15 protein-coding genes are annotated in these 14,176 nt (G+C 27.5%); 12 read left to right on the top strand and 3 right to left on the bottom strand.

Going from position 1 to position 14,176, the window contains the following annotated elements; translation table 11 throughout:
- The first annotated feature begins 45 nt into the window (after window positions 1-45).
- The 4 genes from LPB03_RS06365 (at window position 46) to LPB03_RS06345 (ending at window position 4,016) form a co-directional block, all read left to right on the top strand.
- On the top strand, window positions 46-477 hold the full coding sequence (locus LPB03_RS06365) for a DUF4293 domain-containing protein (RefSeq protein ID WP_065318719.1): 432 nt from the start codon (window positions 46-48) through the stop codon (window positions 475-477).
- Window positions 478-740: 263 nt separating this feature from the next.
- Complete coding sequence (locus tag LPB03_RS06360; protein ID WP_065318720.1) at window positions 741-1,409, top strand: response regulator transcription factor; 669 nt, start codon at window positions 741-743, stop codon at window positions 1,407-1,409.
- A 130-nt stretch (window positions 1,410-1,539) separates the two neighbouring features.
- Complete coding sequence (locus LPB03_RS06350) at window positions 1,540-2,223, top strand: hypothetical protein (protein ID WP_065318721.1); 684 nt, start codon at window positions 1,540-1,542, stop codon at window positions 2,221-2,223.
- 125 nt (window positions 2,224-2,348) lie between these two features.
- Window positions 2,349-4,016: a tetratricopeptide repeat-containing sensor histidine kinase gene (locus LPB03_RS06345; RefSeq protein ID WP_231953142.1), complete on the top strand. Its 1,668-nt coding sequence runs from the start codon at window positions 2,349-2,351 to the stop codon at window positions 4,014-4,016.
- On the opposite strand, the gene LPB03_RS06340 is transcribed toward LPB03_RS06345, so the two are convergent.
- Complete coding sequence (locus LPB03_RS06340) at window positions 4,003-4,500, bottom strand: metallophosphoesterase family protein (protein ID WP_065318722.1); 498 nt, start codon at window positions 4,498-4,500, stop codon at window positions 4,003-4,005. The genes LPB03_RS06345 and LPB03_RS06340 overlap by 14 nt on opposite strands.
- Window positions 4,501-4,600: 100 nt before the next feature.
- Here LPB03_RS06340 and truA point away from each other — a divergent pair, with 100 nt between their 5' ends.
- From truA to LPB03_RS06325, 3 genes are all read left to right on the top strand, one after another.
- Complete coding sequence (gene truA, locus LPB03_RS06335; RefSeq protein WP_065318723.1) at window positions 4,601-5,326, top strand: tRNA pseudouridine(38-40) synthase TruA; 726 nt, start codon at window positions 4,601-4,603, stop codon at window positions 5,324-5,326.
- Window positions 5,327-5,329: 3 nt separating this feature from the next.
- Window positions 5,330-7,096 (top strand): ABC transporter ATP-binding protein, encoded by a 1,767-nt coding sequence (locus LPB03_RS06330; RefSeq protein WP_065318724.1) that lies wholly within the window; start codon window positions 5,330-5,332, stop codon window positions 7,094-7,096.
- A gap of 150 nt (window positions 7,097-7,246) precedes the next feature.
- A complete protein-coding gene (locus tag LPB03_RS06325) occupies window positions 7,247-7,720 on the top strand; it encodes a hypothetical protein (protein WP_065318725.1) in 474 nt (157 codons plus the stop codon).
- 49 nt (window positions 7,721-7,769) lie between these two features.
- Here LPB03_RS06325 and cdaA read toward each other — a convergent pair whose 3' ends face one another.
- Window positions 7,770-8,546 carry a diadenylate cyclase CdaA gene (gene cdaA / locus LPB03_RS06320; RefSeq protein WP_065318726.1) on the bottom strand — a complete coding sequence of 259 codons (777 nt, stop codon included), beginning with the start codon at window positions 8,544-8,546 and terminating at the stop codon, window positions 7,770-7,772.
- Between the two features lie 52 nt (window positions 8,547-8,598).
- A complete protein-coding gene (locus LPB03_RS06315; RefSeq protein WP_065318727.1) occupies window positions 8,599-9,204 on the bottom strand; it encodes an ExbD/TolR family protein in 606 nt (201 codons plus the stop codon).
- 250 nt (window positions 9,205-9,454) lie between these two features.
- Here LPB03_RS06315 and LPB03_RS06310 point away from each other — a divergent pair, with 250 nt between their 5' ends.
- From LPB03_RS06310 to LPB03_RS06295, 5 genes are all read left to right on the top strand, one after another.
- Window positions 9,455-11,374, top strand: a complete 1,920-nt coding sequence (locus tag LPB03_RS06310; protein ID WP_065318728.1) for a CocE/NonD family hydrolase — start codon at window positions 9,455-9,457, stop codon at window positions 11,372-11,374.
- A 3-nt stretch (window positions 11,375-11,377) separates the two neighbouring features.
- Complete coding sequence (locus LPB03_RS06305; RefSeq protein ID WP_083187053.1) at window positions 11,378-11,797, top strand: DUF4174 domain-containing protein; 420 nt, start codon at window positions 11,378-11,380, stop codon at window positions 11,795-11,797.
- 10 nt (window positions 11,798-11,807) lie between these two features.
- Window positions 11,808-12,875, top strand: a complete 1,068-nt coding sequence (locus LPB03_RS06300; RefSeq protein ID WP_065318730.1) for a VOC family protein — start codon at window positions 11,808-11,810, stop codon at window positions 12,873-12,875.
- 135 nt (window positions 12,876-13,010) lie between these two features.
- Entirely contained in the window at window positions 13,011-13,163 is a 153-nt protein-coding gene (locus tag LPB03_RS16740; RefSeq protein ID WP_170324195.1) for a C1orf53 family protein, read from the top strand.
- A gap of 69 nt (window positions 13,164-13,232) precedes the next feature.
- Window positions 13,233-13,940 (top strand): DUF4197 domain-containing protein, encoded by a 708-nt coding sequence (locus LPB03_RS06295; RefSeq protein WP_065318731.1) that lies wholly within the window; start codon window positions 13,233-13,235, stop codon window positions 13,938-13,940.
- The last annotated feature ends 236 nt before the right edge of the window (window positions 13,941-14,176 follow it).

The following is a 14,176-nucleotide window of genomic DNA, read 5'->3' as shown; positions in this document are numbered from 1 at the left end:
TTTTTTTAAAAAAGAAATTCTATTTTTGTGGCATAATATTTTTATATGATTCAAAGAGTACAAACAATATATTTACTTTTAGCTTCCATTGTTTCTGGAGGTTTAATTTTCGTATTTAATTTATGGAATACAATTAAAGAAAAAATATTTGTTGTAGATTTGTTTTCAAGAGAGGTTTTTACTTTAAAAGTAATTCCTTTTATGTTCATTATGTCCGCAATTTTATCATTAGTAACGATTTTTTTATTTAAAAATAGAAAGTTACAATTTGTTATTGGACGTATTATAATTATGATAAATCTTTTTTTACTAGGTTTGTTGATTTATTTGTCTCTAAATTTATCTGGAGAAACGACAGTTTCTGAGAAAGGTATTGGGATGTTCTTACCAATTTTGGCTATTTTGCTTGTTGTTTTGGCAAATAAAGCTATTAAAAAGGATGAAGATCTTATAAAATCTGTAGACAGATTACGATAAAACTAATAGTAGTATATTTAGTGCGAAAAAAAACCGAGAAATTTTCTCGGTTTTTTGCATTTTAGGCAGAATTTATATTTATTGATTTTTAAACGAAAAAAAAAGGTAAAATATAAAATTTTTTAATATATTGATAATTAGTTTGTTATGATTTTGGCCTCCCCCTAAAGGGGGAGACGTCTCCCCCTTTAGGGGGAGGTGAAAATACCCCCTTTAGGGGGATTGTGTAAAGTTAATAAGTACTTTAAATTTGTAATGTAATAATGAAAGAAAAGATATACGTTCATGTAGCTGATGATCACAAGATTTTAATAGAAGGAATCATAGCTGTTATAAATACTGACGAAGATATTGAAACAATAGGATACTCTTTAACTGGTAAAGAAGTAATTGATTGGGTTAATAATAAAGATAACAAAGCAGATGTTTTAATATTAGATATTACAATGCCTGTTTTAGATGGAATCGAAGTTTTAACATATTTCAAGGAAAGAAATATCAAACAAAAAGTTATTATTTTATCTAGTTATGATGATGTTAAAATTGTTCAAGAAATGTTAAGCCTTGGTTGCAAGGGATATATTACAAAGAACAATGCTGGCGAACATATAATAGAAGGTATAAAAGCAGTTCATAGAGGAGAGCAATATTTTAGTAGTGATTTGCATAAAAATTTAATAACAATTTTATCAGGTCATAAATTAATAGTAGATGGAGAAATGCCAGAAGATATGCTACTAGAAGAGTTGACTGAAAGAGAGTTAAAAGTATTAAGGTTAATTTCAAAAGAATATAACACAACAGAAATTGCAGACACGCTTAATTTAGCAATTAGCACAGTAAAAACATATAGAAAAAGTTTATTAAGAAAATTAAAAGTAAAAAATGTAGTAGGTTTGGTAATGTATGCAATGAAACACAAAATAATATAAATCCCCCAATTCGATTAAAGTCCCCCAATAATTATTAAAAATCCCCCAATTTATATAATTTATTGCTTGCATTACAAAACCTATTTTAAATTCATTAATAATAATAGAAAACAAATTTAAAATTAACTCCATGAAAAAAATTAAATTTTTAACCTTAGCAACAATCATTACATTAGTTTTTACATCTTGTTCTAATGAAGAAACATTATTATCAAACGATTTAAACTCTAAACTTTTAAAGTCTTATAAAGTAAAAAGAGATGCTACTGGAGCTTATTCTATTGATTATGATTTGTACGATAATGCAATTGTAGCTAAAAATACAAATAGCAGCTTAAACGAATTTTCATTATATTCGACAGATAAAGAAACACCAAAAAAGCTTGATGAAACTTTATTGATAAATAACAATCAATTAAAAATTGGATTTATAGATAATAATACAAATAAAAAACAATATGTTACCGTATTTGATGATGATATTACGTTAAGTAAAAAATCAGCTGACAAGTCATTTTTAGAATCATATAATATAACAAGTAATGATGATGGTATTTATACCTTAGATTTTACTATAAAAAATAATTCTGATGTGACGTTTGTTTTTAATGAAGAGAAAAGAACTTACGAAATACATTTAGAAAAAGGTAAAAATTCTGAAACAACTTTCGAAAGAACATTTGAAAAAGAAGAAGGGGAAGTATTAAAAATTGATTTTGTAAATCATATTCCAAATACTTCTGCTAAAAGTGATGGTAATGAAGTTTTAATTAAAAAACCAGTTATTATTATTGACGACGCTATAACAGATTAAACTATTAATAATAAATTAAATCTTTGAAAACTAGAAATTTTTTTTTACTTATTTTTATTTTATTAAATTTTAATAAGACTTTTAGTAATAAAAAAGAGACCTTTTTAAAAAAGGTCTCTTTTTTATTGTTTCAAGAAAGCGATAGTTTAAAATATGAAAAAATAGAAAAACTTTTTAAAGATGGGCAAGATGAAAAATGTTTAATTAATGCTTTAGAACTTTTAAAACATAATATAAATGAAGAAACTAAATATAAAACAACTTTTCTAATTTCTGAAATTTTTAAAATTAACAATAATCATACTAAATCAATTAGCTATCTAAAAAAAGCCTTAAAAATTTTAAAAGAAGATAATAATAATTTAGACTCAAAATATTATCAAACGACAGATTTATATTTATCTAAAACCTATCTAAATTTAGGAAATGAATATCTTAGATTAGGTAAGCAGGATTCCTCAATATATTTTTATAATAAAACTTTAGAAATAAAAAGTCTAGACAAAGAATTTATATCTTACAGGGCCAAAGCTTTGTCAAATCTTTCTGGGGTTTTTATGCAAGATTCTTTATATGATAAAGCTAAAGAGTACGTTTTAGAAGCAATAACAATTCATAGGACATTAAATAATAAAATTTCTGAAGCTGCTGCTCTTGGAAATTTAGCTTCTATATATCTAGGGGTTAATGATTTTGATAAGGCAAAAAAGACTTATAATGAAGCTTTAAATTTAATTAAATTTGAAAATAGTGACAAAGCATTAAGAATAAGAGAAAGACTTTATCTTAATTTAGCTTACAATTTGTATATTCTAAAAGATTATGAAGCTTACAGATATCAAGAGTTATCATACGATTTAAAAGACACTTTAAGAGATAAAGAAATTAGGAGAATGATTGAGGAATTAGATTTCAAATACAATTTCGAATCACAAAAAGAGAGATTTCAAAAACAAGAGGAATTAAAATTACTAAAAGAAAAAGATAAAGCTAGAACTATTGTTCTTATTGGTTTGGTAATCTTTACAATTTTACTTGTTCTTAGCGTATATTTTTATTTGAGAAGAAAAAATCTTGCTCTTAAACTTAAACAAACAGAATTACTTCAAAATCAAAAAATAGAAAAATTAAAATCAGAATCACAAGTCCGAATTTTAAATGCAACCATAGATGGAAAAGAATCTGAAAGAAAACAAATTGCAGAAACTTTACATGATAGTGTAAGTGCATTATTATCTTCTGCAAATCTTCATTTACAAGCCACAAGAAAACAGTTCAATGGAAGTACTCCTATTGAAATTGATAAAACTCAAGAAATAATATTAGAAGCATCTCATAAAATTAGAGACTTGTCTCATACATTGGTATCATCTGTATTATTAAAATTCGGACTTAAGTTTGCTATAAAAGAACTTGCAGAAAAATATTCAAATTCAGTTTTAAATATAGATACTAATATAAAAAATACAAGAAGGTATGAGCAGAATTTTGAAATTAAAGTATATAATATAACTCAAGAATTTGCAAATAATATTTTAAAACATAGTAATGCATCTAATGCACTTATAGAATTAAAGCAAGAAAACGAAAAGTTATATATTACTATTTCAGATGATGGAGTTGGGTTTGATAAAAATTCTATTAATATTAAAGACGGCTTAGGTATTAATCAAATAGATGCCAGAATTCAAATGATGAAAGGAGAATTTAATATACAATCTTCCTTAAATAATGGCACAAGAATATCAATAATACTACCAATTGTAGAAAAAGTAGCATTTAACCACGTGTAGCTAATTCTATAATTTCTAAATTTTTAATTTCTCCTTTTTCTAATTCAAAACGTAACATAGTTCTAATTTTATGAAAACCATGATTGCCAGCTGCACCAGGATTTAAATGCAATAAATTTAACTTTTTATCATATTGTACTTTTAAAATATGAGAATGTCCAGAAATAAAAATCTTTGGAGAATTTATTTTTATTTCTTCTTTAATCCTTTTGTTATATTTATTAGGATATCCTCCAATATGCGTAATCCAAACAGAAACATCTTCTAAAGAAAACTTGTTGTCTAAAGGGAATTCTGCTCTAGCATCTTTGTCATCAATATTACCAAAAACTGCACGTAAAGGTTTTAATTTTTTTATGGTATCTGTAACATGTAAGTCTCCAATATCTCCTGCATGCCAAACTTCATCTGCTTGTTTTACAAACTTTAGAATTTGGTCATCAATATAACTATGAGTATCAGATAAAAGTAAAATTTTTGTCATTAAAAAAACAGTAAGAAAAGTTTAACGCTTCAAAGAAGTTCAAAAGTAAGAAAACCTAAATAAATTCCGTAATTTTGAGGACTTCAAAAAATATAATTTCTTGAGATATTTTATAGAACTTTCTTATAATGGAAAAAATTATCATGGTTGGCAAATTCAACCAGATGCAATGTCTGTACAAGAAAAATTGAACAACGCAATTAGCACAATTTTTCAAGAAAAAATAGAGGTTGTTGGTGCAGGAAGAACAGATGCAGGTGTGCATGCTTCACAAATGTTTGCGCATTTTGATATTGAAAAGGAACTTAAAAGTGATGTTATTTTTAAATTGAATTCAATTTTACCAAATGATATTGCTGTCTATAATGTTTTTCTGGTTGATGATGAAAAGCATGTTCGATTTGATGCAACATCCAGAAGTTACGAATATAAAATTTGGTTGGGCAGAAATCCGTTTTTGTTAGATTTTTCATGGCAAATTCACTCACAAAGACCCGATTTAAATCTGATGAATCAAGCATCAAAATTATTATTAGAATATACAGATTTTCAAACATTCTCTAAAGTTAAAACCGAAGTTTACACGTTTAATTGCGATGTTACAGAAGCTTTTTGGGAGCAAAATGAAAACGAACTAACGTTTCATATTTCTGCCAACAGATTTTTAAGAAATATGGTTAGAGCCATAGTTGGCACGTTGTTAGATGTTGGTCTGGGTAAAATATCTGTAGAAGACTTTAGAGCTATAATTGAGAGTAAAAACAGAGGTAATGCAGGTTTGTCAGTTCCTGCAAAAGGATTATTTTTAACGAATATAAAATATTAAATTTTGGCAACTAACACAGGAAATGCTTTCGATATGCAAATTTTTAAAAGACTAATGTCTTTTGCAAAACGCTATCGTTTATATTTTTTTATAGCATCTTCATCTACCATACTTTTAGCATTATTTTCAGTTTTATCACCTTATATTTTAATCAATACAGTTGATGATTATATTTTAACGAAAGACAAAGTTGGGCTTTTAAATTACTCCCTATTAATGTTGGGTATTTTATTGGTGGAAGTTTTGCTGCAATTCACTTTTATTTATTTTGCAAATTGGGTTGGGCAACATATTATCAGAGATATTAGAGCGAAAATATTCAGACATATTTTACAATTTAAAATGTCTTATTTTGATAAAAATTCTGTCGGTAAATTAGTAACAAGAGTTGTTTCTGATATTGAAACAATTGCTGCTTTTTTTAGTAATGGCGTTTTTACAATTTTAAGTGATATTCTTAAAATGCTTGCTGTAACTGTAGTTATGTTAATTCTTAATTGGAAATTGGCATTAATTACACTTGCTGTTTTGCCAATCCTTATTTACGCAACAAAATTGTTTCAGGTTGCTATAAAAGCTACTTTTCAAGAGGTAAGAAATCAAGTTTCTAACTTAAATAGTTTTGTACAAGAAAGAGTTACAGGAATGAAAATTGTGCAGCTTTTTAATCGTGAAAAAATTGAGTACGAGAATTTTAAAGAAATAAATGATAAACACAAAAAAGCAAACATAAAAACGATTTGGTATTTCTCGATTTTCTTTCCAATAGCTGAGATATTATCATCCATAGGTATTGGTTTGATTGTTTGGTTTGGAGGTGGACAAGTAATTCAAGATACAGGAATTTCCATTGGTATGATTATGGGATTTATACAATTTGCACAAATGTTGTTTAGACCTTTAAGACAAATTGCTGATAAATTTAACCAATTACAAATGGGAATTGTGGCTGGCGAACGTGTTTTTAAAGTGATAGATACTGATAGTAGTATTGCTAAAAATGGTACAATCAAAGCAGGTAACTTACAAGGAAGCATCAGTTTTAAAGATGTAAGATTTAGTTACGTAAAAGACGAAGAAGTTTTAAAAGGAATTTCTTTGAACGTGCAACCTGGACAAACTATTGCCATTGTTGGAGCAACTGGTGCAGGGAAATCTACAATTATCAACTTAATAAATCGTTTTTACGAAATTGATTCAGGTACAATTGCTATTGATGGTATTCCTGTAGATGAATATACATTAGAAAGTTTACGAAATCAAGTTGCTATTGTGTTGCAAGACGTATTTTTATTTTCAGATTCAATTTTACATAACATCACTTTAAAAAATAAAAATATTTCTTTAGCTGATGTAGAAAAAGCGGCAAAACAAATCGGAATTCACGATTTTATAATGACACTTCCTGGAGGTTACAATTATAACGTAAAAGAAAGAGGAGCTATGTTATCTTCTGGGCAAAGACAATTAATTGCGTTTTTGCGTGCATATGTAAGTAAACCAAGTATTTTAATTTTAGATGAAGCAACTTCTTCTGTAGATGCAAATGCAGAACAAATGATTCAATATGCAACAGAAACCATTACAAAAGATAGAACATCGATTGTAATTGCACATAGATTGGCAACCATACAAAAGGCAGACAAAATTATTGTGATGGACAAAGGTTTAATTGTTGAAGAAGGTTCTCATACAGAATTGTTAGAGAAAGAAAACGGTTATTATAAGAACTTATATGACAAACAGTTTAGTTTGGAAGTAGCCTCATAATTTATTTTCTTCATACTTTTTAAGAATTATTCCTTTTGTTTGCGTTAAAAAACTTTTTTTTTGAGTTAAGCAGTTAACCTTTATACTTTTACTTTTGTAAATAGTATATAAATAGAAATATTTATTTTTTAATTAACTAAAATAACAATTATGAAAAAAATAGTTTTAACAATTATGGTGGCTGCATCTATTATATTTACTGGATGTAAAGAAAGCACAAAAAAAGATATAGATAAAGAAACTACAGAGATTGGTAACGATATTGAAGATGGATTAGAGGATGCAAAAGAAGGCCTAAATGATGTAGGGAATGATATTAAAGAAGGCTATAATGATGCAAAAAATAGTGTAGCTTCTGCTTTTGATGATATTAGAATACCAGAATTTGATGACGAAAAAGCTGAAGCACATTTAAAAAGTTATGCAGAGTATGTAAAAACGCAAATGGATAAAGGTGCAGAAAATATAAAAAATTCTGAATTTACTCAGAAAATGAAAGAATTTGCAAATGAGAGCGAAATGTATATGAAGAATTTAGGTTCAGAAGCCAAAGCATCTTTTAAAGCAACAATGGAAAAGATTGATGCAAAAGCTCAAGAAATAGAAAATGATTTAGAAGATTAATCTTATTTTTTGTTGAAAATTTAAAAACGCTCAGAAATGAGCGTTTTTTTTATATGGTATCTTTTTTGAGTTTATCTATTAATTCATCTAAGGTTGTATAGAGAACAAATTCGCCATCTTTTATATAAGAAATTTCACCAGTTTCCTCTGAAACAAGCAAACAAACAGCATCTGTTTTTTCGCTAACTCCAATAGCAGCTCTGTGTCTTAAACCAAATCTTGCAGGTATTTTTGTGCTATCAGAAATTGGTAAAACAACTCTTGTAGCAACCACATAATTATCTCTAATGATGGTTGCTCCATCATGTAAAGGACTGTTTTTGAAAAAGATACTTTCTAAAATTACTTCATTTACAAGCGCATTCATTGTATCTCCAGTATTTATTAAAAAATCTAAACTATTGGTTCTTTCAATAACTAATAAAGCACCAGTTTTAGTTTTAGACATATTTGCACAAGCTCTTACAATTTTTTCAGTATCAACATCAGAAGTGATTTCTGTTTTAAGAAATTTAAGTTGTCTAAAAAAACTTCTTTTATTGGCAAAATTGGTGGTTCCAATCATCAATAAAAATTTACGAATTTCTTGCTGAAAAACGATGATTAAAGCAATTACTCCTCCAGAAAGTAAATATCCTAAAATGCCACTTAACATTTCCATTTTTAATGCTTGCGTAATTTTCCAGATAAGAAATATAAGAGCAATACCAATAAAAATGTTAATGGCAACAGTACCTTTTAATAATTTATATATGTAATAAAGTAATATTGCCACTAGCAAAATATCTAGCACATCTAAAAAAGAGAAAGGCACAAAATCTAACATGTAAATAGACTGATTTTAGGTAAAAGTACTAATAAAATTTGTGAGTGCAATATCAGTTATTTATTTCTGCATCAGAAATTAAAAGAGGATATTTATCTTTAATTATTTTAATACTTTTTGCAACAGATTCATTTGTATAGTTAGATTTTTTATAAGTATCTAACAAAGCCTCATAGTTTACATTGTACATTTTTATAGCCAATTTATTTCTTAAAAAGGTATAACTTGAATTCAATTTATCTAAAGTCGTAATGTAGGTTTCGTAACTAGTATTTCTATCGGTTTTTATGGATATGATTGCTTTTGAAGGATGATCTGAAGACGTTTCGATTCTATCTCCTTCACACCAATTACAAGGTTGCTGATTGCTATCAAAACCAGCACCATTATCAATAAAATTAATTGCGATTTGTTTTAAATCTTTAAGTTCGATGATTTTTCCATCAACAAATAATTGATTATTAAAGTTGATATTAACCTCCAAAATGTTTTTTTCTTTGACGTCAAATGGAGCTTCGTGAATTGGTTTTTCAGGAATTTTTTTGCTAATTCCAGCATCAACATTCATCGTTGTTGTAACTAAAAAGAAGATTAACAATAAAAATGCGATGTCAGCCATGGAACCTGCATTAATTTCAGGTGATTTTTTTCTACTCATAATTTCTAAATTTTTAAGTTATTAAAATTGATTTTTTCTTCTTGAAGTATTCAAGAAATTTTTAAGATTTGGTAGGTTGAGTTTTTTGCTTTAACATTTATTTAACAAAAAAAGTGCCAAAATAATTTCAACAATACTTTAGTTGATATTTTCACACAAATTTAGATTCTAATCAAAATTCATTTTAACAATTCATTCTTAAATAACTCTCAATTGTTTTGTAGCTTTAGCACTTAAAACCAACTTTATAATGAAACAATATTTATTACTTTCAATTTTTAGTATTTTTCTTTTTATAGGATGTAATTCATCCAAAGATCAAGAAGAAAAAAAGGATCAAAAAGATACTTTTGTCATTGATAATTACACCAAAAAAGAAGTAGATATTATAATGAGAGATGGTGTAAAATTGCACACAACTATCTATTCTCCAAAAGATACTTCACAAGAATACCCAATTTTAATGCAAAGAACACCTTACAGTTCTGCTCCTTATGGAGAAGGAATGAAAACCAAAATTGGACCAAATATTCATTTAATGAAAGAAGGAAATATTGTGGTTTATCAAGATGTTCGTGGAAGATGGATGAGTGAAGGTGTTTACGATAATATGCGTGCTTATATTCCTAATAAAACCGAAAATCAATCTGATGAAGTTTCAGACACCTATGATACCATTGATTGGTTGGTTAAGAATGTAGAAAATAATAATGGAAATGTTGGGACTTGGGGAATTTCATACCCAGGTCATTATGCAACAATTTCTACAATTGATGCGCATCCTGCATTAAAAGCGGCTTCTCCACAAGCGTGTATTGGCGATTTTTTCTTTGATGATTTTCATCATAATGGAGCCTTTTTATTAAGTTATTTTAGAGCAATTTCATTGTTTGGGACGTATAAAGATACTCCAACAGATTCTGCTTGGTATTCTTTTCCAAAAATGAATTCACAAGATCAATATCAATTTTTCTTAGATAAAGGACCTTTAAAGAACTTAAATGAATATTTTCAATATGATAAATTAGATGTAAATGCAACAGCATCAAAAGATAAAATCGATGATTTTTTCTGGAAAGAAATTACAGAACATCCAAATTACGATTCTGTTTGGCAAAGCAAAGGTATTATTCAGCATTTAGATAAAGTACCAAGCTCTGTAGCAACTATGATTGTTGGTGGTTGGTTTGATGCAGAAGATTTATATGGCCCTTTAGAAACGTATAAAGGAATCGAAAAAAACGGAAAAGAGAATTACAACACCTTAGTTTTTGGACCTTGGGATCATGGAAAATGGTCAAGAAATACAGTTAAAAATACAGTTGGTAATTACTATTTTGGAGATTCTATTTCATTAAAATTTCAATCGGAAATTGAGACAAAGTTTTTTAATCATTTCTTAAAAGGAAAAGGTGATAAAAATTCAGGTTTACCAGAAGCCTATGTTTTTGATTCAGGTAAAAAAGAATGGAAAAGTTACGATGCTTGGCCACCAAAAAATGTGGTAAAACAAGATTGGTTTTTGTCAGAGAATCAAACGTTAACTTCGGATAAAAAATCAACAGAAAAAATTAGTTTTATAAGTGATATAAAACGTCCTGTTCCATATTCTGAAGATATAAAAACGGTTTTTACACCAAGAAAATATATGACAGATGATCAGCGTTTTGCAGCAAGAAGACCTGATGTTTTGGTTTTTGAAACTGATGTTTTAACGGAAGATTATACGTTAGCTGGCGATATTTTAGCAAAACTAAAAGTAGCAACTACAGGAACTGCAGCAGATTGGATTGTAAAAGTAATTGACGTTCATCCTTCTGATATGGAGGAAAATAATGAAGGTTTGCAAGACCATTTAAAAATGAGCAATTATCATTTAATGGTAAGAAGTGAAGTTTTACGTGGACGTTTTAGAAATAGTTTTGAGTTTCCAGAGCCTTTTATCGCTAATAAAAAAACCGATGTAAATATAAAATTACAAGACGTTTTTCATACATTCAAAAAAGGACATAAACTACAAGTTCAAGTGCAAAGTACATGGTTTCCATTAATTGACTTGAATCCACAAACCTATGTAGATAATATTTACAAAGCAGATGAAGCAGATTTTAAAACACAAACGCACACTGTTTTTACAGATTCTAGTATCGAGTTTTCTGTTTTAAAATAATCAATGAAAAATCTTTTATTATTCTTGGTCATTTTTAAAAGTATGGTTTTTATTGGTCAAAATATAGAAAAACATCAATGGAAACATAGGGTGTTATTAATTTTTACGGATGATAAAAATGCAGATGATTTTAAAGATCAAATAAAAGTTTTATCAAAAGAAAAGGAAGGATTAGTAGAAAGAAAATTAGGTGTTTATCAGTTTACAAAAAATGATTTTAGGGTGGATTTTAACGAAGTTTGGACTTCTTCAAACTCTTTGCACAGAAAATACGTAAATATTAATGATAGTTTCAAAGTACTATTGTTGGGTTTAGATGGTGGTGTAAAATTAGAACAAAATAAAGTTTTATCACTTGAAAAATTATTTACCATTATTGATGGAATGCCTATGAGAAGAAGTGAGTTAAAACGCAAAAATTAGCCATTTATTTATGACTGAAAAATTAATTTATGGCATTCAACAAATTGGTATTGGAGTTGAAAATGCAGACGAAACTTTTAAATGGTATGCCAAAACTTTAGGAGCAGATGCTTTAATCTTTGATGATAGTAATGAAGCTACATATATGGCAAAATATATGGGCGATAAAGCTAGAAAAAAAAGAGCTTTATTAGCTTTGAATATGCAAGGTGGAGGAGGTTATGAAATTTGGCAATATACCAATAGGAAACCCTCAAAACCTAAAAATGAGTTTAGAATTGGCGATTTAGGAATCCATTTTCCTGTAATAAAGACAAAAAATATATTAGCTACTTTTAATCGTTTAAAAGGAGCAAATGAAAATATATTATCAGAAATTGTAGTAGACCCAGATGATAAAAAATCATTTTATTTAAAAGATCCTTTTGATAATATTTTAAAAGTTAAAGAATTTTCTTCTTTTTATGCTGATAAAAAAAACGATTTTGGAGGTGTTTTTTCTGCTGTAATTGGTGTTTCTAATATTGATGAATCTTTGGATTTATATGCTAAAGTTTTAGGATATGACACTGTTATTTATGATAAAACTAATTTTTTTGAAGATTTAACTTCTCTAAATAATGGGAATAAAAAATTTAGAAGAATCTTATTAGCACATTCCAAAAAAAGAACTGGAGGTTTTGCTAATTTGTTTGGCGAGAGTCAAATTGAATTAATTCAAGCAATAGAAAACGCTCCTAATAAAATTTTCGAAAACAGGTTTTGGGGAGATTTGGGGTATATTCATTTATGTTTTGATATCAAGAATATTCAGCAATTATCTAAAGAATGTTCAGCAATTAAAGTACCTTTTCAAGTAATTAGTGGCGAATCTTTTGATATGGGAGATGCAAATGGACATTGGGGTTACATAGAAGATTTTGATGGAACTCTAATAGAATTTATTGAAACAAATAAAGTCCCTTTGATAAAAAAGTTGGGCATAAACATCAACCTAAGAAACAGAAACCCAAAGAAGCCATTACCAAATTGGATGATAAAAGCGATGAATTTAAAACGAGTAAAAAATTTCAAATAATAATGATCAATTTTTGGTGTTTTAAATTTTAAATCAAATTATACTTTTAGCTTTGAAAAAATATGGAATAAGTTTCGAAAAAAAGATACTTTAAATTCTATATAATAATCACTTTTAAACTTCTATTTTTGCTAAATGTTTAAATCAAGAATAGAGTTAGAAGATGACGACTTTTATTTAACACCTGAAGGCTACAAAGTTTTTACTGAGAAATTTCATAGAAAAAGAGGTTATTGCTGTAAAAGTGGATGCAGACACTGTCCTTATGGATATGATAAAAAAAACTGATACATTTAAACAATAGTGACTTTTTTGTAAAAAACGTTTCCAATTAATAGTGAATATAAATTATAGAAAATGATAAAAAGAATTATAGTTTTAGTAATTGCAATTCAGTTTGCAGGTTGTGCAGAATTACAAAAAATAGCAAGTCAATTACCAAATGGAGGATTAACTCAAGCTCAAATAGGTAATGGTTTAAGGCAAGCATTAGATCAAGGTATCAGTAATCAAGTAACTAAATTAACTTCTACTGATGGTTTTTATAGAAACGAGTTGGTAAAGATTTTATTACCAGAAGAATTACAAGCTGTAGATAAAGGTTTACGTCAAATAGGTTTGGGAAATTTAGCAGATGAAGGAATTAAAGTTTTAAATAGAGCAGCAGAAGATGCAGTTAAAACAGCAACTCCAATTTTTGTGAATGCCGTAAAAGAAATTACTTTTAATGATGCAAAAAATATTTTATTGGGAGAGCAAAATGCAGCAACTTCATATTTACAATCTAAAACAAACCAAAGTCTATACATTAGTTTTAGTCCAGTAATTAACGAATCTTTTGCCAAAGTTGGTGCAGATAAAATATGGAGTAATTTAATTACGAGATATAATTCGATTCCTTTTGTAAAAAGTGTAAATCCAGATTTAACAGCATATGTAACTGAACAGGCTTTAAAAGGTGTTTTTACCATGATTGAAATTGAAGAAAAAGGAATAAGAGAAAAAGTTGGATTAAGATCTACAGCATTATTAAAGCAAGTTTTTGCTTTGCAAGACAATAGGTAGTTTTTTTAGCTTTAAGACATTAAAGGTTAATTATATTTAAATATAATTAGCCTTTTTTTATTTTAGGTTGTATTGTTTATATTTAGTTGACCTTAGCATAAATCATGCTAAGGTGTTTAGATTTTAGCAGTTAAATTTTCTTTTTTTATTTATTTTAATAGTAAGCTTTAAGTATGTAATTATCAAATTACAGTTTTTGTAGTTGTTTAATTTTACTATTTATTTTTATTCCTATT

Source organism: Polaribacter vadi, from assembly GCF_001761365.1.
GTDB classification, from domain to species: Bacteria; Bacteroidota; Bacteroidia; order Flavobacteriales; family Flavobacteriaceae; genus Polaribacter; species Polaribacter vadi.
Note: the sequence above shows the minus strand (reverse complement) of the source record. Positions and strands in the feature narration are given on the sequence as shown.

Coding starts and splice junctions, on each gene's coding strand:
- LPB03_RS16740 (WP_170324195.1), top strand. CDS start 13,011: ATGTTTAAATCAAGAATAGAGTTAGAAGATGACGACTTTTATTTAACA.
- LPB03_RS06315 (WP_065318727.1), bottom strand. CDS start 9,204: ATGAGTAGAAAAAAATCACCTGAAATTAATGCAGGTTCCATGGCTGAC.
- LPB03_RS06310 (WP_065318728.1), top strand. CDS start 9,455: ATGAAACAATATTTATTACTTTCAATTTTTAGTATTTTTCTTTTTATA.
- LPB03_RS06325 (WP_065318725.1), top strand. CDS start 7,247: ATGAAAAAAATAGTTTTAACAATTATGGTGGCTGCATCTATTATATTT.
- LPB03_RS06305 (WP_083187053.1), top strand. CDS start 11,378: ATGAAAAATCTTTTATTATTCTTGGTCATTTTTAAAAGTATGGTTTTT.
- LPB03_RS06350 (WP_065318721.1), top strand. CDS start 1,540: ATGAAAAAAATTAAATTTTTAACCTTAGCAACAATCATTACATTAGTT.
- LPB03_RS06295 (WP_065318731.1), top strand. CDS start 13,233: ATGATAAAAAGAATTATAGTTTTAGTAATTGCAATTCAGTTTGCAGGT.
- LPB03_RS06365 (WP_065318719.1), top strand. CDS start 46: ATGATTCAAAGAGTACAAACAATATATTTACTTTTAGCTTCCATTGTT.
- LPB03_RS06340 (WP_065318722.1), bottom strand. CDS start 4,500: ATGACAAAAATTTTACTTTTATCTGATACTCATAGTTATATTGATGAC.
- LPB03_RS06300 (WP_065318730.1), top strand. CDS start 11,808: ATGACTGAAAAATTAATTTATGGCATTCAACAAATTGGTATTGGAGTT.
- LPB03_RS06360 (WP_065318720.1), top strand. CDS start 741: ATGAAAGAAAAGATATACGTTCATGTAGCTGATGATCACAAGATTTTA.
- cdaA (WP_065318726.1), bottom strand. CDS start 8,546: ATGTTAGATTTTGTGCCTTTCTCTTTTTTAGATGTGCTAGATATTTTG.